Source organism: Kordiimonas sp. UBA4487, assembly GCF_002389025.1.
GTDB classification, from domain to species: Bacteria; Pseudomonadota; Alphaproteobacteria; order Sphingomonadales; family Kordiimonadaceae; genus Kordiimonas; species Kordiimonas lacus.
This window is the reverse complement of record NZ_DGNR01000002.1, coordinates 67,779-90,428: the sequence shown is the minus strand read 5'-3', so window position 1 is coordinate 90,428 and position 22,650 is coordinate 67,779. Positions and strand designations below refer to the sequence as shown.

17 protein-coding genes and 1 other RNA gene are annotated in these 22,650 nt (G+C 57.8%); 5 read left to right on the top strand and 13 right to left on the bottom strand.

Translation table 11 applies throughout. The features are described 5' to 3' along the window. Window positions 1-2: 2 nt before the first annotated feature. Genes B3Z17_RS00370 through B3Z17_RS00355 form a run of 4 tightly spaced genes read right to left on the bottom strand, consistent with a single transcriptional unit; the run spans window position 3 to window position 3,548 of the window. On the bottom strand, window positions 3-1,688 hold the full coding sequence (locus B3Z17_RS00370; RefSeq protein WP_068304842.1) for a peptidoglycan D,D-transpeptidase FtsI family protein: 1,686 nt from the start codon (window positions 1,686-1,688) through the stop codon (window positions 3-5). Then, complete coding sequence (ftsL, locus tag B3Z17_RS00365; RefSeq protein WP_068304840.1) at window positions 1,685-2,077, bottom strand: cell division protein FtsL; 393 nt, start codon at window positions 2,075-2,077, stop codon at window positions 1,685-1,687. Before ftsL ends, B3Z17_RS00370 begins: the two co-directional genes overlap by 4 nt. After that, window positions 2,077-3,084 (bottom strand): 16S rRNA (cytosine(1402)-N(4))-methyltransferase RsmH, encoded by a 1,008-nt coding sequence (rsmH, locus tag B3Z17_RS00360; protein WP_286828085.1) that lies wholly within the window; start codon window positions 3,082-3,084, stop codon window positions 2,077-2,079. The genes ftsL and rsmH overlap by 1 nt, the downstream gene beginning before the upstream one ends. After that, entirely contained in the window at window positions 3,081-3,548 is a 468-nt protein-coding gene (locus B3Z17_RS00355; RefSeq protein WP_286828084.1) for a division/cell wall cluster transcriptional repressor MraZ, read from the bottom strand. The genes rsmH and B3Z17_RS00355 overlap by 4 nt, the downstream gene beginning before the upstream one ends. A 610-nt stretch (window positions 3,549-4,158) precedes the next feature. On the opposite strand from B3Z17_RS00355, the gene B3Z17_RS00350 reads away from it, so the two are divergent. Further along, a complete protein-coding gene (locus B3Z17_RS00350; protein ID WP_286828083.1) occupies window positions 4,159-5,619 on the top strand; it encodes a hypothetical protein in 1,461 nt (486 codons plus the stop codon). A gap of 45 nt (window positions 5,620-5,664) precedes the next feature. On the opposite strand, the gene B3Z17_RS00345 is transcribed toward B3Z17_RS00350, so the two are convergent. The 3 genes from B3Z17_RS00345 to rnpB all read right to left on the bottom strand — a co-directional run bounded on the left by B3Z17_RS00345 (window position 5,665) and on the right by rnpB (window position 10,641). Beyond that, window positions 5,665-8,127: a zinc-dependent metalloprotease gene (locus B3Z17_RS00345; RefSeq protein WP_286828082.1), complete on the bottom strand. Its 2,463-nt coding sequence runs from the start codon at window positions 8,125-8,127 to the stop codon at window positions 5,665-5,667. Between the two features lie 163 nt (window positions 8,128-8,290). Continuing rightward, window positions 8,291-10,063 carry a DUF885 domain-containing protein gene (locus B3Z17_RS00340; protein ID WP_286828081.1) on the bottom strand — a complete coding sequence of 591 codons (1,773 nt, stop codon included), beginning with the start codon at window positions 10,061-10,063 and terminating at the stop codon, window positions 8,291-8,293. Window positions 10,064-10,269: 206 nt separating this feature from the next. After that, window positions 10,270-10,641, bottom strand: an RNA gene (rnpB, locus tag B3Z17_RS00335) — RNase P RNA component class A. A 118-nt stretch (window positions 10,642-10,759) separates the two neighbouring features. On the opposite strand from rnpB, the gene B3Z17_RS00330 reads away from it, so the two are divergent. Beyond that, window positions 10,760-10,972 (top strand): hypothetical protein, encoded by a 213-nt coding sequence (locus B3Z17_RS00330; RefSeq protein WP_068304824.1) that lies wholly within the window; start codon window positions 10,760-10,762, stop codon window positions 10,970-10,972. 87 nt (window positions 10,973-11,059) lie between these two features. Here the strand turns inward: B3Z17_RS00330 and B3Z17_RS00325 are convergent, their stop codons facing one another. Next, a complete protein-coding gene (locus tag B3Z17_RS00325) occupies window positions 11,060-11,722 on the bottom strand; it encodes a TetR/AcrR family transcriptional regulator (RefSeq protein WP_068304821.1) in 663 nt (220 codons plus the stop codon). A 306-nt stretch (window positions 11,723-12,028) separates the two neighbouring features. Between B3Z17_RS00325 and B3Z17_RS00320 the strand changes: the two genes are divergently transcribed. Together B3Z17_RS00320 and B3Z17_RS00315 are read left to right on the top strand one after the other, a co-directional pair. Next, entirely contained in the window at window positions 12,029-13,159 is a 1,131-nt protein-coding gene (locus B3Z17_RS00320; protein ID WP_286828080.1) for an efflux RND transporter periplasmic adaptor subunit, read from the top strand. 12 nt (window positions 13,160-13,171) lie between these two features. Next, the gene (locus B3Z17_RS00315) at window positions 13,172-16,312 is read left to right on the top strand and encodes an efflux RND transporter permease subunit (protein WP_286828079.1); all 3,141 of its coding nucleotides are present in this window, start codon (window positions 13,172-13,174) and stop codon (window positions 16,310-16,312) included. An 83-nt stretch (window positions 16,313-16,395) separates the two neighbouring features. On the opposite strand, the gene B3Z17_RS00310 is transcribed toward B3Z17_RS00315, so the two are convergent. Genes B3Z17_RS00310 through B3Z17_RS00295 form a run of 4 tightly spaced genes read right to left on the bottom strand, consistent with a single transcriptional unit; the run spans window position 16,396 to window position 20,009 of the window. Beyond that, window positions 16,396-17,601: a hypothetical protein gene (locus tag B3Z17_RS00310; protein ID WP_068304813.1), complete on the bottom strand. Its 1,206-nt coding sequence runs from the start codon at window positions 17,599-17,601 to the stop codon at window positions 16,396-16,398. Further along, window positions 17,598-18,347, bottom strand: a complete 750-nt coding sequence (locus B3Z17_RS00305) for an N-acetylmuramoyl-L-alanine amidase (RefSeq protein WP_286828078.1) — start codon at window positions 18,345-18,347, stop codon at window positions 17,598-17,600. The genes B3Z17_RS00310 and B3Z17_RS00305 overlap by 4 nt, the downstream gene beginning before the upstream one ends. Window positions 18,348-18,351: 4 nt before the next feature. Then, complete coding sequence (locus B3Z17_RS00300) at window positions 18,352-19,260, bottom strand: DMT family transporter (RefSeq protein WP_286828077.1); 909 nt, start codon at window positions 19,258-19,260, stop codon at window positions 18,352-18,354. Beyond that, window positions 19,257-20,009, bottom strand: coding sequence for a molecular chaperone DjiA (locus B3Z17_RS00295; protein ID WP_068304807.1), 753 nt, complete (start codon window positions 20,007-20,009; stop codon window positions 19,257-19,259). The genes B3Z17_RS00300 and B3Z17_RS00295 overlap by 4 nt, the downstream gene beginning before the upstream one ends. A 184-nt stretch (window positions 20,010-20,193) precedes the next feature. Between B3Z17_RS00295 and B3Z17_RS00290 the strand changes: the two genes are divergently transcribed. Further along, window positions 20,194-21,324 (top strand): beta-ketoacyl-ACP synthase III, encoded by a 1,131-nt coding sequence (locus B3Z17_RS00290; protein ID WP_286828076.1) that lies wholly within the window; start codon window positions 20,194-20,196, stop codon window positions 21,322-21,324. Window positions 21,325-21,401: 77 nt separating this feature from the next. Here the strand turns inward: B3Z17_RS00290 and B3Z17_RS00285 are convergent, their stop codons facing one another. Next, on the bottom strand, window positions 21,402-22,613 hold the full coding sequence (locus tag B3Z17_RS00285; RefSeq protein WP_286828075.1) for a GGDEF domain-containing protein: 1,212 nt from the start codon (window positions 22,611-22,613) through the stop codon (window positions 21,402-21,404). Window positions 22,614-22,650: the final 37 nt, after the last annotated feature.

Sequence of the window (22,650 nt, the reverse complement as noted above, 5' to 3'; positions counted from 1 at the left end):
CCCTAGTCCTCTTCGATCATAAGGGCGACCTGTTGGTACAGGCCTTCATCTTCCCGTTTCGGCGCCACCCCAAGCAGAGGGGCGGAGCGCAAAATTACATTTTTCACCACAGGTGCCGCGACCCAGCCGCCCGAGCGATAGCCAAAAGTTTCCTTCGTGCCGCGCGGCTCGTCCAAGAGCGCGAACACCACATATTGCGGATCGTCCATTGGGAAAACGCCGACAAAGGAAGAAATCAGCGCTTTTCTGTCATACCCGCCAGCAACGGCCTTCTCTGCCGTCCCCGTTTTGCCACCAACACGGTATCCAACAGCCTCCGAACGGCCGCCGGTCCCCTTGGTGACGGCGAGGCGCAGCAACTGCCGGATCTTCCGGCTTGTGTTCTGGGAGATCACTTGCTGCCCCTGCCGCCAATTGTCATCGTTGTGGGTGAGTGTGGCAGGAATAAGCCGCCCGCCGTTCACCATTGCGGCAATACCGTTGACCAACTGAACCGGGCTGACGGCAATGCCGTGGCCATAGGAAATTGTCATGGTCGAGGACTTGCGCCAGGTTGCCGGATAGATAGGGCTGCCTACCTCCGCAAGCTCAAGATTTGTTGTGTCCAGGAAGCCCAAATCACGCAGGAATTTCTGCTGACGCTCCGCCCCGATGTCCAGCGCCATTTGCGCCGTCCCGATGTTGCTGGAATAAGCGAAGATCTCAGGCAGCGACATATAGCGCGCCTTTGGATGGTCGTCGCGAATTGTAAAGCGTGCGATCCGCAGTGGCTTGGTCGCGTCATAGCCGTCTTCAAGGGTTGCGATACCCTGATCCAGCGCTGCCGCGAAAGTAAAGGTTTTGAAGGTGGAGCCAAGCTCATATACGCCCTGCGTTGCGCGATTGAAGCGCTGCTGGCTGGCCACGCCCCGGATATCGTTGGGGTCATAATCCGGCAGTGACGCCAGCGCAATTACCTCGCCTGAGTTCACATCCATCACAATGCCGGCGGCACCGATGGCGCGGTGTGCGCTCATCGCCGCTTCCAACTCATCCGTCAGCGCATATTGCACGCGGATATCGAGCGCCAGCTTGATCGGCTCATCAGTCCGCCCAGCGTCATTCAGCCGGTCATTGAAGAAATATTCAACGCCGCCAAGGCCGTTTCCGTCCACATCCACATAGCCGAGTGCGTGGGCCGCCAAGCGACCGTGCGGGTAAACTCGTTCTTCCTCGCGCTGGAACTGGAAGGCCGGAACACCAAGGGCGTTCACTTCCCACTTTTCGCGCGGGCTGAGCTTCCGTTTCAACCAAACGAACTTACGATCCGACGACAGCTTTTCCTCGACCTCTGACAGGCTGAGGTCCGGTAGCACCGCAACAAGGCGCGCCGCCACATCTGCCGGATTCTTGATCTCAGATGGGTTGGCATACAGTGAAGAGGTTTCAAGGTTTGTCGCGAGTACTTCACCGTTGCGGTCCAGAATGTCGGCACGAGCCACCTTCACAGGCGGAATCACAATCTGGCGCTCCGCCACCTGCTTGGTTTCAGGTGTCGACAACCCAAGCTCGACGGTGCGGATCACCATCACAGCGAAGGCCGCAAAAAACAGCAGAACCGCAACCATCAACCGGTTGCGGGCAACATCAAGCGCGCTCTTGCGCTCCCCTTCCAGGGACAGACGCTGATATGCCGTCGTCGCACTCACAAACTTTGTCCTTTCTTGTCTTCGTCAGCTTTGTCGTTTTTCGGTTTCTCTTCAGGCTTCGCCCGGGTTGGCAGCAGCACGCCCGGATCCTCGCCCGCCTCAACGCCCTTAGGACGGAACGGAATACGGGTGATATCCGTCACCACCTGTTCTGCATTCGGCGGCATCAAGGCCAGGAAGCGGATGGATTTTTCCTGCAGCGACCGCGGCGTGGTCAGGAACGCCCATTCGGCCTCCAGAACCCGGATCGCCTCCCGGTCCTCGTGGATTTTCTGGGCCAGTGCCTCGACCGCTTCGGCTTTTTCCTGCACCGCCAGCTTCAACTGTAGGACAGCCGCGCCAGACGCCAACGCCGTTACAGCCGCACAAATGGTGATCATCCGACGCATCAGCCCCTCCCCTTCGTGACCGGCACCCGCGCGGGGGCTTCGGTACGGATAGCGTGGCGAAGCCGGGAAGAGCGCGCGCGTGGATTAACCTCCAGCTCTGCGCCTCCCGGCTTCACCGCTCCCTTGTTCTTTTGCTCGAATGTGGGCGCAGGCCCTGCGGATACCGGCCCCGGCATATGGCGGCTACCACCGCTCGCGCGACCACTGCGTTCAGCCATGAAATTCTTGACCATGCGGTCTTCAAGCGAATGGAAGGACACAACAACCAGGCGGCCACCCGGCTTGAGCACCTGTTCCGCGCCTTCAAGGCCTCGCTCAAGCTCACCCAACTCGTCGTTCACATGAATGCGAAGCGCCTGGAAGGTGCGCGTAGCGGGATGAACCGACTTCTGCCCTTTGCGCTGGGGCGGACGGCCAATGACCCGCTCGATCATATCGGCCAGCTGCTTGGTGCGAGTAAAGGGGGTCGTGGCGCGATCTTTGGCGATCGCCGCTGCAATACGGCGCGACTTCCGCTCTTCCCCAAATTCATAAATGATGTTGGCCAAGCGCTCTTCTTCATAGGTGTTGACCACATCGGCCGCGCTTTCGCCTGACATGCCCATGCGCATATCCAACGGGCCATCTCCCATGAAGGAAAAGCCGCGCTCGGCTTCGTCAAGCTGGAAGGAGGACACGCCGATATCCAGCATCACGCCATCAACGCTTTCCACACCCGCATCTGTAAGCAGCGACCGCATGTCACCGAAGCAGCCTTCAAGGATATCGAACCGGTCACCGAACTCAGCCCGGAAGGCTTCGGCGCGCCTGATCGCATCCGGGTCACGGTCAATCGCGATGACCTTGCAGTTGGCCGCAGCCAATACGGCGCGCGTATAGCCACCGGCCCCGAAGGTGCCGTCCACATATACGTCACCGTCCCGGGGCGCCAGCGCCTCAACAACTTCGTTCAATAGAACAGGGATATGTCCGGTGTGATGATTAGCGTTATTGGAGGCGGCAATCATGCCTGCCCCCCGCCGCCGAAGGGCGGCAAGTTGGGCGCGGTCTCGGAGGCCAGCGCCAACTGTTCTTCACGGTGCGCATCATAGGCTTCACTGCCCCAGATCTGAAACTTGCGCCCCAGACCAACAAAGGTGGCGCTACCGTCGATCCCCGCAAACTCGCGAAGCTCAACCGGCAACATGACACGGCCCTCGGGGTCGAACTGAAGCTGGCTGGCACCGGCGAGGATGGCGGTGGCGACAGACATTTGGTCGGGGTTGAAGGGCCCAAAGTCGCCGTAGAGCCGGTCAGACAGCTGTTCAAGGAAGGACATGTCCGCGCCTTCGATGCACGGAAGATTGAGCGGACGATACACGACAACACCAGGGAAATGGCCGCCAGAAACAGCCGAACGGAAAGGCGCAGGAACGGACACACGTCCCTTCTTGTCGACCTTGTTTTTGAATGTGGACAGGAAAAATGCCATTGCCCATCAGCCCCCGTTCTTCTCCCCCCGCCGCACGCCGCCAAACGATAGACAGGCATTCGGATCGTCATCCGAACCTATTTGGGATATCATGGGTAAACATGGTTGGTCAATGGGATTACATGGGAGCAAGTGAAGTTTCTTGGGCACCCGAAACGTCCGACTCAACCCAATAAATCAAATCAAAACAATTCGTTAATGACGTTTGTTTATCTTTTGTTCCGGATGCAAAACAATTTGGGAAATTGGCACGCCGTAGCTGCAGACTGGCCAAGTGTCCACTCAGCCAGCACACAGACCCACCCGAGTACGGCGGAAAACTGGTTTTTTTCAGAAGGCCCCCGCCTGGCCCATACCGGCCCATGAAGAACCAGCTTGGCCACGCCCTGGCGAGAGGTCGCGTTCAAGGCCGCCAGAAAGGTGCCAGAAGATAATGGAGCCTGACGCCACACATTAGCGGTTGGCCGGTCATGTGGCGCGCCACCATTGGTCGCCCTTGCCTGTCGGTTCACCTCAAAGAAATTGCAGCGAAGGCCCAGCTGCATAGGGTGCGCGAGCATCAAGGCCGCGCCGGAAGGCGTCAGTCAACATCATCGACCAAGGGACAGTTATGCTAGCCAAAAACTTATGGGCGGTAACCGCTACGTGGATCGCTTTATCCAGCATGCCGGCTTTTGCTGGAGACAGAGAAGAGGCACTGATTGAGAAAGCAATCGCGGCCTATGGCGGCGAAGCACTCCTGAACCTGCAAACCCTGCGGGTTAATGACACCTACAAGAGTTTCCGCCGGGGCCAAAGCAGGAGCCCATCAGAGACCGATCAGGTCACTTATGTAACAAGCACCACTATCGACTATGGGAAGCGCCGCAAAAGTGCGCAATCGATTGGCGGTGTTTATGTACAAGGCCTCTATGTCCAACACTCATTCTATGATGGCGCCACAGGCTATCAACTGCATCATTCCGCCAAGACAGCCGCAGAAAGACCACGCCTGGGATTTTCTCGCGCTGACCGAGGCCTTTCCTGGCGGCTGGACATTGCGCTGGTAAAACTTCTGTCGGAAGCCCGCGCAGATGCCAGTTACAAAGGCACAGGCGTTCACTGCGGAAAGCCCCAACAGCTCATCAGCTTTCATCCGGAAGGGTATCCTGAGTTCACACTTCATATTGATGAGGATACCGGTCTTGTCAGCAAGATGACCCGACCTGATGCCGAAAACGGTGGCCAATATGTCTATGTTTTCAGCGACTATCAAAAACAGGATGGCTTTACCTTTGCGGCAGACACCTATGTGATGCGACGCGGCAAGCCCGACAGCCTGACAGCAACCCGCACCCTTGATTTCAATATAGATATTGATGCAGCCTACGCGGTGCCTGCAACATATGACACCCCTCCAAAGATGCTGGATTTTGCAGAAATGTCAGTCCAAAAACTGGCCGACAATGTCTATCATGTGGGCCAGGGCGGCGCCTTCTCGATCTTCATTGACGCCGGGGACTATCTGATCGCATCCGGGGGATATCACGGCCTGAAAGACCGCCTTGATGCAGTGCAGGCGTCCCTTGGGACCACCAAACCACTCCGGTATCAGATCGTGACGCACCATCATGACGACCATATCGGGGGCCTCCGGGAGGTGGCTGACCTTGGCGTCACCTTCATTGTCGCGGAGGACCATGTGGAAGCGGTTCGCGCAGCCGCACACACTGAGTTGCCCGACGAACGCTTCCTGATTGCGGGCGAAAATAACTGGTATGCAAACGGGTTGGTGCAGGTCGTCGATATCGCAAGCTGGCACGCTGACCACAACCTGGTCACCTATATTCCAGGTGCAAAGATCGTTTTCAGCGCTGATCATTTCTTCACATTCAAGGAAACCGGCGCGCCCGATCCCGCTGAAATGTATGCCCAGTTCAGAACTGCACTAGAAGGCTATGGCTTGGACACCCAACATTTTGCCGCAGCCCATAGCGGGCGGATACTCAGCCGAGAAGACCTCATCCACGCCTCGACCGGGCCATTCAAAGAACTTGCCTGCCCAGAAGGTTGGGATTTTTGCCAGAATTAGAATACACACAAAAAAGGGGAGCCAACCGGCTCCCCTTTCTACCCTTTATTCCTGAACCCCGCAGTGCCAGCAGGTCTCCGCCCCACCGATCGGGCTACCAGGCGGAATGGCCGGTGCTTCGGGCTGCCCCACGGCTGGCGTGCGCGCCCGTGCCAGGGCGTCATCGATCCGTGCCACGAGACCATCGCTGAAGGCCGCATCAGTACGACGCGCCCGTTCCACCTGCTTGCGGAGCGTCATCAGCGCCGCACGGCTGGCCTGCCGCACACTTACCGCCACATCAGGGCCGAGGGTCAGGGCAATCAGCCGTTCAGCATATTGGCCAATGACCAACTGCCTGAGCGCTTCATAACGCGCACTCTTACGCGGCTTGCCCAGAATATCCATCGTCAGGTCCGCCATCACTTGTTCAAGCGCCGGATACTCGGCTGTCAGCCCCTGCTGATGGAGACGCGCGAGCCGTGGTGGCGCCAGAAGCGCATCAAAGCTGAGGTTCGCAGCAACAGATGCCGCACCCATCAGATCAAACATCGGGCGTGTAGATGGCGCGAATGTCTCGCGGTCGAACTGCGGGTCCCCTTCACCGTAGCCTAGTGGTGACAGCGCCAGCAGTACCGGCTCCGCAACATCAAGTGCCTCTGGCGTTATGGTGCCAAGAAGGGCATCAATCGCCTGCTGCTGACGCTCCCATGCCACGCGAACCGGCCGGGCGCGGCCATCCCCTTCCGCACGGTAGGCGAACTCTGCCCCACCAATCTGCTTGGCCGCTGCCTGCAATTGGTACCGATGATAGAGGTAGAGCGGCACAAATTTGGTCTGGAGCGCCGACGCGTCCTCACTGGCGCGCAGATTGCCATCACCGAAGCGGTCCAGCGCGATCCGGCGTACCGCCATGGTGTTCGCAAGGCTTTCAAGCGCGTCTTCGCCTGTGTCCCACAAGGCACCCCGAATGTTGCCTGTGGCAACGGAGCGCGAATCCGCGTCCGACACATAGATCAGGCCTGCCTCGTCAGCCGCCGCCACTAATTCGGCCTGCGCCGCACGGTCATCCTGTGCGCCATAGTCACCATAGAGGAAGTTCACCGTCCATTTGTCCCAAGCGCCCACACCAACACCATAGGCGTTTGAGAAATCAAGCGTGCCGTCGGCGTTCGCCTGCACATCTGGGGCAGGATAGTCCATCACACTGGCGCGGCCACCATAGGTACTGGCCGCCATATTATGGTCAAAGCCAAGGGCATGGCCGACCTCATGCGCCGCCAGCTGGCGAATACGCGCAAGGGCAATCTGAACCGGATCATCCGCGTCACCCGTGCCGGTTTTCGCGGCCCCCGCGAGTGCTTCGAAAATCTTGATATCCTGCCGTACACGCAAGGAGCCCAGCAGCACAACACCGCGCAGGATTTCGCCTGTCCGCGGATCGGAAAGCGCCGCACCATAGGACCAGCCCCGCGTGGCCCGGTGCACCCAGTTCACCACATTGTAGCGCGCATCCAGCGGGTGAACGCCTTCCGGCAAAATCTCAACCCTGTACCCACCTGGGAAACCGGCAGCCGCGAAGGCGTCCGCCCACCAACTGGCGCCTTCCTTGAGTGCACTGCGGATCGGCTCTGGCGCGCCGTTGTCGATATAAAAGACAATCGGGTTGATCACCTTGCCGCTGGCATCTTTTTCCAGCCGGAAGCGCCGCGCCAGTACTGTCACAACGTCTTCATCCAGGCCCGCTGACATATCAATATAATCAAGCCCCAGCACGCCGGCCCGGGCGTCATAGCGGCGCGTCTTGAAACCATCATCCGGCAGCGCACGCAGCGTGGTGTGCGCGATCAGGGTTACCGCCTCGGGCACAGGTGTGGTAGCCCGCACTTCAGGACCGGGCTTGGAGCCCACAAAGGTGACATAAGCGTCAAATTCGCCGTTGATGGGGAACATGAAGGCCGCGCCAGTGTCGATGTAGGACCTGTCTTTATTGATTGAAAAACTGCCCTGCCCTGTGCTGTCGAGCGTTGCAGCCACACCCGTTGCGTCGCGCATCAGCAGGCCGCCAATATCCACCAGCACCTTGCCAGTTTCAGCGTCTGTCGCGATGATATCGCCCGACCAGATGATAGACTTGGCAAAGCTTGTTTCCACCGCGCGCTTCTCAGCTGCACTGTCTGCAGTCGCGCGAAAACGGCTGTTCTCGATGATGGCCATCACCTTGGCACCCGCCCGACGGAACTGGATGATGTCATTGCCGTTCGGTACGCTGCGGTCCAGCCCCAAGGGATTCGACCCCAGCCCGCCTGTAAGATAGGTGGCGTAAATATACCGCCCCATCAAGCCGTCATCATCTGGCGCATCCAGCGCCAACAGCGCCCGGGCTTTGGCATGATCCACATACAAGTCCACGAGGCCAGGCTTATGTTCAAGCCCTTTGACTTCTTCGGCAAAGTCGGCTGCAGCCGACGGCAGCGAACAAGTCACCATCCAAACAAGTCCAACCATCAGCTTCAAATATCGGCGCATATACATCCCCCTGCGGATTGGTATTTTTATCAGCAAGTGACTGTAGCGCCCGAAACCGAAATTGGAAGGCCAATCCGCCAGATTGTATACAATTGTGTCAAACCAAAGCAAAAAGGGGCAGCCAGAGGCCACCCCTTCCTGAATTCCTGATAGCTTCGCCCTATTAAAGCTGCGACGGCACGAACCGCTCCATCACCGCCTGGCGCATCAGTGCTGGCGGCAACAGGCCCTGCGCCAGAATGAAATCGTGGAACGCCTTGGCGTCAAACTTGTCAGCCAGCGCGAGTTCGACTTCCGTCCGCAGCGCCTGCAGCTTCGAATAGCCATAGAAATAGGCCGGCGCCTGCCCCGGGATGCGGTAGGTGTAACGCTCGATCTCATTCTGCGCCCAGCTTTCAGACAGCATCACATCTTCTGTGAGGATCCGCTTGGCCTCAACGGCATCAATCAGCCCCAGGTTCAGCATGGGGTCAAGGAAAGCCCGCGCGGCCCTTAGCAGGCGGTGCTGCAGGGACACGAGCTGAGCATCCAGCGGCATGTATGGCTTGGAGATGGCCTCGGCATACAGCGCCCAGCCTTCAACGTTGGTGCTGTTGAAGGCGTATAACTGACGCGCAAGCGACACGCCATTATCCACCATGGAGGCGAACTGAAGTTCGTGGCCCGGGCGCGCCTCGTGGGCCGAAAGGGTCCAGGCGTTGGCACGGAAGGTTTCATCTGTCTTGATCCACTCGCCATTCTCGTCCTTCTTCAGCTGCGGCAGGCGGAAGGTTGGATATTCCTTTTCACCTGCACCCACAAAGCGTGGCGGCTGCAGGTTCGGCGCAGGCTGCTGCGCCGTTTCCGCCGCCGTCATGATGCGCACCTGCGTGTCGCGCTCAGGGATGGTCACCAGACCTTCCCGGATGGCAATTTCTTCCAGCTTCTGGATGGTGTCCTCATAGTAGGCCTTCAACTGGTCGCCCGGAATGGTGTCTTCCTTCAACTGGTTGATCACGTCGCGGTAATCATGGCTATCGTAACCCTTCTCCGCGGCAACCAGAACCGCCAGGGCCTTCATTTCGTTCTTGATGTTGGCATAGCCGAGGGTGGCCAGCTCGATCAGCTCCTCCGGGCTTGCATCCACACCCCAGGTGGCCTTCAGCGCGTCTTCATAAAGCGGGCGCGGCAGTCGGGCCGTCTGGCGGGCGCGCGGTTTGATCTCTGTTTCAATGAAGGTGCGGTAGTCAGCCAACTGGCCTTTAAGCGTCGCAGCAGCATCCTGCCAGCCTTCAAGGCCCGCGCCTTCAAACAGGCTGTCGATGCCCGCGACAAAGGTCGGCATGCGCTCAAGGTCCTGCTCAACTTCCTTGATGTAAGGGCCCTTCAGTGCCTCATTGCCCATACGCTCACGCGTGCGGGCCATAGCCAGTTCAACAATCGGGGTATACCCCTCCTCAAGCCCAGCGTAGCGCTTCAACCGTGTTACAGCCTGTGCGTGGCGCGAGGCATCACTGCCTGGCCCCAGGAGGGCCTGAAAGCCACCAAAGATCATCTGCGGCACATTATAATACGGCAGCTGCGCGCTATTTTGCAGCTCAAGCGACCGTGCGCCGTCCTCCAGCGCCTTCACCATGATGGCCATATCCTGGAGAAGCGCAGGATCGGTCTCGTTCGCCATCTGGGCTTTCAGGGTTGCGATGATTTCCACCGAGTCCGCACGGTAGCGGTCCACCACATTTTCCTTGAGGTCGAAGACGTTGGCTTCCACACCCGTCACGCCCACCTGGGCGGCAAACTCGGGCTGATATTTGCCCATAAGGTTCAGCAGTTGCTGAGAGTATTCATTGCTTTTCTCGACCCACGTTTCGGCAAACGCACCGGTTGAAAGGGAGAGAGACAGAGCCAGCATGCTGGCCCCCGTGAGAGCCCTTCGGGCAACAGACTTGAATTTCATTTTGGTATCCTCGCGTTATTGGTGTTGGCTATTATTCTTAGTCCACGCCCGACAGAACATCTTACATAGAAAGTTCATGCGCGTGGCCCCGCAGCAACGAAAGTGCAAGCCAGCGACAAATCACAATCCTTTGCGACAAACCGTGCACAGGGCGCGATAAATTATCGTAAAACAGTAATTTTATGCAACACTATAACAAGGAAAATAGTGGCAGATGGCGTGTAAGCCGGGTTCTGTACCAGTAAACTGGTGATGACCATTCCTCTAGGCGACATGTTGCCATGCCGCTCAAGCAACCGACCCGGACGGTGGCGCAGAAACCCGCCTGCCACTTAAGGCAACCATCCCTATTGGTCTTGCTCCCGGTGGGGTTTACCCTGCCAGTCCTGTTACCAGGACCGCGGTGCGCTCTTACCGCACCCTTTCATCCTTACCTGCCCATTCGGGCATAGGCGGTTTGCTTTCTGTGGCACTTTCCCTGAGGTCGCCCTCGCCGGCCATTAACCGGCACCGTGTTTCTGTGGAGCCCGGACTTTCCTCCCCTACCCTGAGGTAGCGGCGGCCATCCAGCCATCTGCCGGGCGGCACTGAACCACTCGCACCCTCCGGGGTCAAGAAAATAAGCATACACGCGGGCTTGAAGACGCCATAATTTTAGGGCAAAGTCCGCCTCAAATCATGATTGAGGATATAAACATGAAAAAACTGATCCCGGCTGTAGCCCTGTTTGCCTTGGCGGCCTGCTCCAGCGATGGCGACGAAATCGTGTTCGACACAGTGCTTGGCCCACGGACGGAAGCACAGGTAGAATCACTGCCTTCCACACTGAAAGGCGACAGCGACAATGCCCGCTACTCGAGCGAGAACCTGAAAGGCGCCGGCATGGAGTCAACGGACGGGACTGAATAGCTCGGCATCCTCCTGTCTCCAGGTCGGAAATGACAAAAGCCACTCGAACGAGTGGCTTTTTTATTGGGTCGACTGAAATTGCCGGTGCTATTTCTTGCGGTAAAGCTGCAGGAAACAGTCCACCACATCGTCAACATGAGCCTTCAGCACGTCGTCGCTGACACTATCGAACAAGCCAATCGACATTTCAAAATGCAGCTTGCCCTTCAGCAGGGAGACCAGCCGCCCGGCAGCCTTTTCAAGATCATCGATATCCAGCTCGCCTCGGTCGACCCAGACCTTCAGGAAGGCTGAAAGCTTGACGATCATTTCTGCAGGACCCGCTTCCCAGAAGATTTTTGCAAGCGCAGGCCCGCGCCCCGCGGCTGCCACCAGCACCCTGTGCATCGCCATGGCATCCTGGCTCATGAGCAAGCGGGCAAACTTGGTTGCCACAACCGTCAGATCACCCTCCAGCGTATGAGTCTCAAGCCCCTGCAGGGCCTGGTCCGGGAAATATTTCTCAATGGTGATGTGGATCGAGTCCGCAAAAAGCTGCTCTTTCGACGAGAAATGGCTGTAAACAGTTTGCTTGGAAACACCGGCCCTTTTGGCCACTTCATCCATGCTGGTGCCGTCAAAACCGTTTTCCAGAAACAGCTGACTTGCCGCATCAATGATCGCGCTGTTCTTCTCCACGTCACGCGGACGACCGCGTGCGGGCTTGTTCTCGTCTTCAGCGTCCTGATGTGCAACTGCAGTATTCGACACGTTTTTCAGCCTTTATTTCTGTTCCGAATTCACGATCCAAGGGGGCCTTCCATAGCCTGTCCCTCACCAACATGCAAATTTCTGACAAGTCAGCTATGCATATTTTTTAGACTCACAAGTCTACAAATATCAAACACAATGCCTTATATGCAAGCCAACAAACGCAGCGGCAACAAATTTACGTTACGGAACCATTGTTTCGATAATTTACTAGACTATACAGTCCAGTTTATATATACAAGCAGAAAAGTCAGGCCAAGCTGGCCCGCAGAAGAAAACGCCCGAGTGGCGACAGCAGGACACAACATGACAGTACAGCGTGGGAAAATTTTCAAGGCAGTCGGAATCCTGGCTGCTGTGGGTGTATTCAGCAGCATTCTCGCTGCCCGCATCACAGCGCAGAGCGTTCCGGAAAGCGGCAAAAGCCGGTCCCTGCCCGTCCGCACCACTGAAGTCACGCTGGAGCATGGCTATCACGCCAAACGGACATTCACCGGCCGCGCCGTCCCTGGCCGCATCAGCCAGATGGCGTTTGAGCTTGGCGGCAGCGTCAGCGCCATTCATGTTGACCTGGGCACAGCCGTAAAAAAAGGCGACACGCTCGCCGCGCTGGATACCGCCCGGCTCGAAGCCCAGCGTGCGCAGTTGTTGGCGGAGCGCGAAGAAGTGAAAGCCCGGCTTGATCTGGCAGAGCGGACATTGGGGCGCGCCCAGGAAACCTATAGCCAGGGCCATTCTTCGGCCCAGCGACTGGATGAAGCCGAAGCAAACGCCATTTCCCTGCGCGCCAATGAAAAACGCCTGGAAGCGGCGATCAGCGCACTCGATGTGGACCTGGCGAAATCCCACATGACAGCTCCTTTCAGCGGCATTATCACTGCCCGCTTCCTGGACGAAGGCACCGTTGTGGGGGCTGGCACCGCTATTCTTGAGATATCAGAGAACAACCGAATGGAAGCCCATATCGGCATGCCGCCGCAGTATGCTGAAGCAGCCAAAACGGGGGCACCAATTGAACTACGCGATGGTCGCCGCAATGTCATCAGTGGTGCTGCACTCCGCTCGGTCGTACCCGCCATTGAAGGCCAGACCCGTACCATGATGGTCACCTTCGACTTACCGTCCGGCACGGCCGCCCGCGGCGAACTTGTAACGGCTGTGGTCAGGGATTGGCAGGAAGCTGAAGGCTCATGGTTGCCGCTTCGCGCCCTATCGTCTGACGTGCGTGGGCTTTGGCGCGTCTACAAGATTGTGGACGGCCCTGATGGCCCGCAAGTGCGGTTTGAAAATGTCCAAATTCTCTATACAGACGACAATCGGGTCTTTGTCACCGGCACCATTTCAGATGGTGACCGCGTTATTGCCGACGGGATCGAGCGCCTGGCCCCAGGCCAACGGGTGACCATCCTGCCTTCCAATCCTGCGCCGCGCGGTTAAGGGAGGCGACAGATGAAAGGTTCCCTCTATAACCACCCGCGCGTGGTCTGGCTGATCCTCCTCTTGATCGTGATCGCCGGCTTCAACAGCTTTTATACCATGCCGCGCCTCGAAGACCCGCACATGCAGAGCCGGGTAATCCAGGTGACGACCTTCTATCCCGGCGCGGACGCCGAGCGGGTTGAGGCCGAAATTTCGGAAAAACTGGAGCGCAAGATGCGCGAAATTCCGGAAGTGAAAGAGGTCTGGAGCGTATCAAACCCAGGGGTTTCGCTGATTACGGTAGAGCTGGAAGACCGCGTCGATGACGCCAAACCCATCACCGCCCGCCTTCGCGACAAGGTCTCTGAGGTCACAGATCTGCCTGCAGGCGCCCTGGCACCCGATTTTTCCGATACCCGCATCTATGCCCACTCCGCCATCATGGCGCTGACATGGCATGCTGATGCACCAATCAATTATGCCATTCTTGGCCGCCATGCGCGCGAGATTGAAAGCCAGATCAGGAACCTGGCCGGTACCGATTTCGTGGATGTTCTGGGCCTGCCGCAGGAAGAAATCCGCGTCAGCATCGATGATGCGGAACTCGCGGCATACGGCCTGACCATGGAAGATGTCGCTGCCCGCATTCGCGGGTCCGATGCGCGCGGCGCCGCGGGCGTGGTGTCCGACGCCAAAAACCGCATGGTGGTGCAGGTCTCCGGCGCGCTCGACAGCCTTGACCGCATCCGCCGCATTCCGCTCGGGCTTGATGCATCGGGCGCGAGCCTCAGGCTCGGAGACGTGGCGATGGTAGAACGCGCATTCGAGAATCCGCCCAGCCGCCTGACCTATCTGGACGGCCACTATGGCGTGGTGATTGCAGCGCGCATGTTCGAAGACTACCGCATCGATGCCTGGTCCGAACAGCTGGGTACCCTTCTGGGCACATTTGAGGAAACCCTGCCCTCAAGTGTGCATCTGGAACGCATTTTCGACCAGCGCGTTTACGCTGACGAGCGCCTGCACGGTCTGATGGGTAATCTGGCGGAAGGCGCACTGGTGGTGCTACTCGTACTTCTGGTCTCCCTTGGTTGGCGCGCCTCGCTGGTATCCGCGTCTATCCTGCCTCTGACCCTGCTGGCATCCCTCGCCATCACGGACGCCATGGGCCTGAGGATCGAACAGGTCCTGGTTACTGGCCTAATCGTGGCGCTTGGGATCATGGTGGACAACGCCATCGTGATCACGGACGAGATCCAGCACCTGCGCCTCATGGGCGAGCGCCGATCAGTTGCGGTGGCCAAAACGGTACGCAAGCTTTGGCTACCTCTGATGGGGTCCACACTCACAACCATCATCGCCTTCATGCCGCTCGTGCTGATGCCGGGCAATGCGGGCGATTTCCTGATCGGTGTGCCTGCCGCAGTGATTGCGTCCTTGATCGCCTCCTATGTGATTGCCTTCACCATCATCTCGGCTGTCGCCGGGCGCGTGGTCGAAGGGCGGGCGCCAAATGCCGGGCCAATCAAGCGTGTCTGGTGGCGTGACGGCATTGAAGGGAAAGCCCTTTCCGTTCCCTTCCGCAAAAGCCTGGAATGGTCGGTAAAACGTCCTGTTCGCTCAATGGTCCTCGCAACAGCGATCCCCATGCTTGGCTTCCTCCTGGCAGGTCAACTGACAGAGCAGTTTTTCCCGACAAGCGACCGGAACCAGTTCCGGGTCGAGATTCAGATGCCGGCGCAGACATCCATTGAAGAGACCCGCCGTGTGGTTGAGCAGCTTGACCGGGACCTGCGCACCAACCCTGAAATCCAGACGACCCACTGGTTTATCGGCACGCGGGCCGCGAAATTCTATTACAGCATGATGGCCCGGAACGATGGCCTGGTGAATGCCGCGGAAGCTGTGGTCACGGTTGAGGATTTCGACCAGATCCCAGGCCTTATCCCGCGCCTTCAGGATGAACTGACGCTGTTGTTGCCGGAAGCCACGGTGCTGGTGCGCGAACTAGGCACCGGCCCACCGATTGCCGCCCCGCTTGAGGTCCGTATCCAGGGGCCGGATTTGGCCGTTCTCGAAAGCCTGGGCGAAGACATGCGCGCCATAATCAGCCGCCTGCCGAACGTGACCTTCACCAAAACCACGCTGAAGGCCGGTCGCCCCATGATCAACGTGAAGGCACGGGAGGACGATGTATCGGTTACCGGCCTGACGCTCAGCCAGGTGGAGGCCCAATTGCAGGCGCTCACCGGCGGCATCGTGGCAACCCATGTCATCGAGGAAACCCAGCAGGTACCGGTACGCCTGATCGCAGACCGTGCCAATTGGTCCAATATCAGCTCCATCGCCAACATGAGCCTGATCGGTCGGCCCGTCCAGGGCACAACATCCCGGGGGCTCACAGACCTGCCCGTTTCTGCCGTTGCAGACGTGGAGCTGACTACCAAGGTTGGTACGATCGAGCACCATGATGGCGTCCGCATGAACAAAGTTCAGGCCTACCTGGATTTTGGCGTGCTGCCTGATACAGCGTTCAAAGCGCTAAAGAAGACGCTTGAGAAGGAGCACCTTGAGATCCCACCGGGATACAAAATCGAATTCGGTGGCGAGTCGGAAAAACGCGATGAGGCCATGACCAAACTGTTCGGCACTGTGGGCTTGTTGATGGTGCTGATGTTGCTGGCCATTGTGCTGACCTTCAACAGTTTCCGCATGGCATTCGTAACTTTTGCCGCGGCGGTTCAGGCTGCCGGACTTGGCTTGTTTTCGCTTTGGTTCTTCAACTTCCCGCTCAGCTTCGTGGTGATCTTCGGCCTGATGGGCCTTGTGGGCCTCGCGATCAACGCTACAATCGTGATCCAGTCTGAGCTGAGAGGCAGGGAAGCGGCCCGCGCCGGCGACGCTGACGCAGTGGTTGAAGGTGTGATGAGCACCGGGCGACATATTGTTTCCACCACCATCACGACAGTGGGCGGCTTCACGCCGCTTATTCTGGCCGGCGGCGCCTTCTGGCCACCCTTTGCTGTGGCCATTGCAGGCGGTGCATTCCTGTCCATGATCGTGAGCTTCTATTTCGCCCCCGCGGCCTTCCTGTGGATCACGCGCTACAAGCCAGTGACAGCCCCAGGTGGAGAACCACAGGTTCCGGTGAGTGCGTCGACCGAGACCTGACGTTAAACAAGACGCACCAAACGGAAAAGGCCGGCCCAAATGGACCGGCCTTTTTCTATACTCAGGCAAGATTGCCCCGAAACCTATTCCAGAAGCGGCGCCATCAACGCGAGGGCCAGCGCCTGGTTATCATCATCTTCCATGGCTTCAACCACATGGCGGGCCAGATACATATCAGAATTGCCAAGCGCCCCTTCAAGAAGCGTCAATCGCACCAGGTCTCGCTCATACGCGCCCTGAAGCTCTCCCACTTCATTGAGTAGCTCGCGCATCTCTGCAGCGAAAATGCTCTGGTTAGAGCCAGCCCTTAGAGACGCCAGATATTGCGCTTTTTCGTCCACCGCGATGAAGAATTCAAGCCGAGACAGGGCAGTTTCCAAGTCGCCGCGTGCAGCCTCAATCACACCAACCTTCTTGGCAAAATCGACCAAGCCCATGGTGTTCCTGACACGCCCGCCATGCAAGAGAGCCAGTTCATAGCTTTCCTGAACGAATGCTTCATTCATGCCCGCTTCGAACATGCTGCGGGCGCGCTGGGCCGCGATGGTGGCACGGGATGAAATACCGACAACTGAGCTGAACAGCTCATCCGCTTCTGCAAGATAAGCGTTTCGGTCGCCTGGGCGCCCCATGCGGTCAGCGAGGATAGCCAGTTGCACCATGCCCTGATACCTTTGATCTGGAACCTCAATTGCACGCACTTTGGTTTCCAGACCGGCAATATCAACAGTGGCCAGGGCCTCACGCGGTGCCCGCGGCAACAGCGACAGCTCACGCCAAAAAGCTTTTACCTGGTTGGACATCTGCCCCAGAGCAACTCGAGCATCTGCCAGCTTTCCCGCTGAAATGGCTTCTTCCGAAATTTTTGCCAGCACAGCGTCACGAATACCGTCATTTTGTAATTCTTCAGCAAGCGCAAGCGCGCCTGCTCCGTCCCCGGCGCGTGCCAGGAGCGGTGCGATGACTGTAATTTTTTCCTGGGTTACCAATGTCAGGCGAACCGACCTTGCTTCATCCAGCGCCAGCATCAGGGTTTGGATCGCCTGATCCTTTTGCCCGGTTTCGATCATAGCGCGAGCCACACCGATCAACACCTTTGCGCGCTCGATCCCGAACTCTTCACCGATCACTGTCTGGAGCGCTGATGTGAAGGCACAGTCCCGCGTTGGCGCCTCAAGGCATGCCATGGTGTGCTCGTTCGGTCGGTGCTCAGTAGAAACAGAGTCATTCTGTGCCAGAGCTGGCATCGCAATTGCTGTCAGGAAGGTGGAAAAGAGCAGTTTCTTCATAAACGTTCCCCATTTATGCGTATCTGACTGACAATGTCGGCAAGCCTGGCGGCTGTTCCCTTGTCAAAGCACCCAGATACTGTTTCGGGTCGCCAATGTGCCTGAAAGGCACGGATGATAGATTCAGTGGCAGCGTCAAAACTTCCGGTGTGATTCAAAGGATATCCGACGATACCTAATTGTTTGTTAAGGTTACCAACTATATCGCCGGTGTCCCCACGCCGTGCGATAGCTTCGGTGTCGCTTCCATCGGCATCTGACCATAAACCAAACCCATTTTTGGCCAGCAGTTTCCAGGGAAACAGCTCGCCTGGATCGGTTTTTCTGTCAGGCGCGATATCGCTATGCCCGATGAAATGCGCCACGGGGATAGTATGCCTCTTTTTTAAGTCTGTTAGAAGGTCCAGCAGCGAAGAAATTTGCCGACCCGGAAATTCGCGGTAGCCAAACTCGTGTCCCGGGTTAACAAGCTCGATGCCAATGGAATAATGATTCAGGTTCTCGCGTCCCTGCCAGGATGACACGCCAGCATGCCACGCGCGCTTGTCGTCAGGCACCATGCGGAAAATACGGCCATCTTCTTCAATCAGATAATGGGCGGACACTTCGGCCTTTGGGTCACACAAGCGCTCCAGCGCCTCGGTCCCCGTCCGCATCCCGGTATAATGTATCACTACCATATCCGGGGATTGCCCACCGGGGCGCTCGTTCCAGTTTGGAGAAGGATGTTCGATGACCTTCATCATCTGTTCAGCCCTTCGCTTCCTCTGTTGCAGGCTTGATCTCCGCCACCGCCAGCGACTTGGCGCGCGCACTATTGCGGAGCGTAACAACCATCACACCCAATAGCGTCAGCGCTGCGCCCACGGCCATACGCCAGGTGAACTCCTCGCCCAGGATCAGGATGCCGCCGCCTACAGCAAAAACCGGCATCATCAGGAAGTATGGCGACACCACGGAAACTTCATATCTACGAAGCAGATAGTTCGCCCCACCATGGCCAATAACAGATGCCCCTATACCCGTGTAAACAACGGCAATCCAGGCCTTTGTGCCAGTGTTGGCAAGGGCCTCGAACTGCCCGGTTTCAAAGATTGATGACAGGACGGCAGACCCCAGAATGCCAGCCACACCCACCCAGGCCTGGGTGGTTACGGCGCGCACCTCCTTGAGCCGCCGCATCAATACAGCCGACACAGAATACATGAAGGCGGCAAACACGATGATCAGAAGCGCGTCCCAATAGGCGAATACATTTGGATCAAACCCCAGCACCAGAACTCCCGCGAAGCTGAGCGCAATACCAACCACCCGCTTCCAGCCAACGGTTTCATGCAAAACGATGATTGCCAGGATGGTAGAAAAGGGCACATTCAGCTGCGAAGCAATCGCCACCGCGCCAACACCGCCTGCGAGCTGCATGCCCATGAACACCGCACCAAAGTGGATGACCCCCAGGCTGACGGCAGCTATGGCCAGGTCTTTCATACGGCCCGGCACAATCTTCAGGAATGGCAGCAGAACGACCACGACCACAATGAAGCGGGTGGCATTAGCCACCAGGGGTGGCAGGTCCTCAACTGCCCATTTCACGGCGATGAAGTTCAGTCCCCAAACCAGGGTCACCAGAATGACCAACAGGATATCCCGGGTCCTCATGCGCGTTGCTCCGTGCGCGTCCCGGCACTGTTTCGCATGGCCTTGATCTTGTCGTAAGCCACGTTGATTTCCGCAGCCCGACGGGTTGCGACCGCAATGAAATCGTTCGGCACACCCGCTGCAATAAGGCGGTCAGGGTGGTTATCCCGCACCAGCTTGCGGTAGTGGGACTTCAGCGCCGCATCGTCAATGCCGGGGTCAACCCCCAACACGCTGTATGGACAATCCGGGTCCGCCCCGACATGCCGGTGCACCAGCGCCTCAATTTCCGCCTGCCGGTAGCCGAAGATCTTTGCTACAGCGCGGATATAATTGAGTTCATTGGGGTGTACTTCACCATCGGATTTCGCAATGAAAAACAGCGCCTCCAGAAGGTCGGCCAACACCGGGCGATTATCATGCATCAGACTGGCGATCTGCTTGGCGTAGGCATCGAAGCCGGTGGTGGACCGGCGCGCCATATCGAACACCCGGCCAACATTTGCCATTTCTTCGGGGGGCACACGGAACACCTGCTTGAAGGCGTCCACTTCCTCGCGGGTCACGCGCCCATCGGCCTTGGCCATTTTGGCAGCCAGCGCAATCACGCCAATGGTGAAGGTGATCTGTTTTGTGGCGTCAGGATCGGCCGTTCGGTTCGCGACGCCGGCGTCCACCGCGGCGCCTGCCGCAACGCCTAAAAGGGCCCCTATGGGCCCGCCCAAGGCCAGCCCAGCTGCAGCACCAATAATTTTACCCCAAATCGACATATCCGTTTGGTAGCATAGCCCCAAGCGCTATCCTACAGAAAACTAAGCCATTTTTTGCATGGCAGATATTCCCGGAATGATTGGTTGGATGTTGGGGAAAAAGGCAGTATATCTATGCGCCCAATGTAACAAGCCTGTCACAAATCGGCGTAAGGCAAGGCGGAAAAACAAGGAACTGTTTGGTATGGTTGATGTAGTAATTTCGGGAACGGGTCTGTATGTGCCGCCGCACAAAATCACCAACGAGGAACTCGTCAAGACGTTCAACGAATATGTTGACGATTTCAACGCCCGCAACAAGGCCGATATCGACGCCGGCCTGATCCCAGCCAAGCAGCATTCCAGTGCTGAGTTCATCGAGAAGGCTTCCGGCATCAAAGCCCGCCACCTGGTGGATGTTGAGGGCGTGATGGACCTCGACCGCATGATGTCCAAAATGCCGGAAGGCGGCCACGGCGACGACGAGCGCCCCTGCTTCCAGGCCCACATGGCGATTGAAGCAGCCAAGGAGGCTATAAAAAACGCCGGCCTGGAACCTGAAGACATTGACCAGATCATCTGTTCGGCCGCAGTAGTGCAGCGCTTCTTCCCGGCCATCGGGATCGAAGTACAGAAGCACCTGGGCACAAAGGGCAGTGCCCTTGATATGGTGATGGGCTGCTCCAGCGCCACTTACGGCCTGATCGCAGGCGTGAATGCCATCAAATCCGGCACCGCAAAGCGCGTGCTGATGGTGAACCCGGAAATCTTCTCCACCATGGTGAACTTCCGCGACCGCGACAGCCACTTTATCTTTGGCGATATCGCCTCAGCCGTTGTGCTTGAAGACGCGTCGGTTGCCAAGGGCGATGACCTCTGGAAAGTGACCGGCACCAAGGCCGAGACCCAGTTCTCCTCGAACATCCGTACACATTATGGCCCAATGACCCGCCTTGACGACGACAGCCTGCTACGCAAGGACATGTTCTTCATGCAGGAAGGCCGCAAGGTGTTCAAGGAACTGCTGCCACTGGTGACCGAGTTTATCTCCAGCCAGCTTGAGGATGCCGGCCTGAAAGTTGAAGACCTCAGCCGTATGTGGCTGCACCAGGCAAACATCAACATGAATATGTATGCCGCCAAGAAGCTGCTTGGCCGCGAACCGGAGGAGCACGAAGCCCCAACGGTGCTGGACCAGTATGGCAACACGGCAGGCGCGGGCTCCATCGTGGCCTTCCATGAAAACCACCGCGACATGAAAGTCGGCGACAAGGGCATCATCTGCTCCTTCGGCGCGGGCTATTCAATCGGCAGCCTGCTGGTGGAAAAGCTCTAGCCACCACATGGCTCTAGAATAAAGAAACGGCCCGCGATCAATGATCCGGGCCGTTTTTATTTGCCGTCACCCTTGCGTTATCCAGGCTTCACGCTCCCGCTGCCTGACACCTCAATCTGGTTCCTGCCTTCTTTTTGGGCTTCGCGCAGTGCCTTGTAGGCCGCGTCCAGTATGCTGTCCGGCAGTAGATCATCGCCGCGCGCTGTGGTTACACCGAAGCTGACTGTCAGGCTGATATCCTTCTTGCCATATTGGAATGGGTAGCCGGTTACGGCGTCCCGAACTCGGTGGGCAACCAGCTCTGCGCCCTCTTCCGACGTGCCAGGCAGCAAGAGCACAAATTCCTCACCGCCAAAGCGGCAGAATACATCTTGCGCCCGACGGCCTTCCATGACGCCATCGGCAAACTGCCTGAGGATAGCATCCCCCACCAGGTGTCCGTGCTTCAGGTTGATCCGCTTGAATTTATCAATATCCATCATGATCAACGAAACAGGCTCACTGAGACGGCGGGACCGCGCCAGCACTGTCTTGATCACCGTCATGAAGGCGCGCCTGTTCAGCGCGTGCGTCAGCGGGTCCATCATGGCCTGAATGCGAAGGTCCGCCTGAACCCGTTCTGCCGTTGAGACAATCATCGAAACCGTCAGCGCAAGCGCGAACAGCGTCCCTTCGATTTGCGTTATCGATGCAAGAGCCGATTGGTCACCCCCCGGCCCCGGAGCTGTCATCGACTGCAGAACGATACCGCGATACACATTGAAAGCAGCGTGGGCGAAAAATACGCCGGCAATGGTGCTTGTGCCGATGGTCTTGCGTTTGATGATGCCCTTATAAAGGCCGACCCGCCCACCAAGGGCCTGCACGACCGAAAGCGCAGCCCCGGTCGAAAAGACCGCCACAAAGAAAGAATACAGTGCCGCCCGGTTTTCCGGCGTGCCACCCTGCATCACGTTGTTCACCAGTATGATGATGGCAAAGACCATGATGAAGCCGGCGAGATACGTCAGACGCCGGGACCGTTCTTTCCAATAATCCGCTATGCCCAACCAGAACCACAGGTGCCCCATCAATATCAGGAGATCCCCAAGGAGAATCCCAAGCGGCTTGGATGGTCCCGCCGCCATCATGAAGATGACGACCCCCGCGGTTGCCATGCCCATGCCGACCGCAATCCGTCCCAAACCCGCAAAGCTGAAGTTCGCCACCCAATGTGCCGCCAGCACAAAGGTCGACACAGCCAAAATCAGGACTGTCACCAATGTCAATGACGATAGGTCTAGGGCCACATGATTCCCCCAATGTGATACCAGCTCGGGCAACACC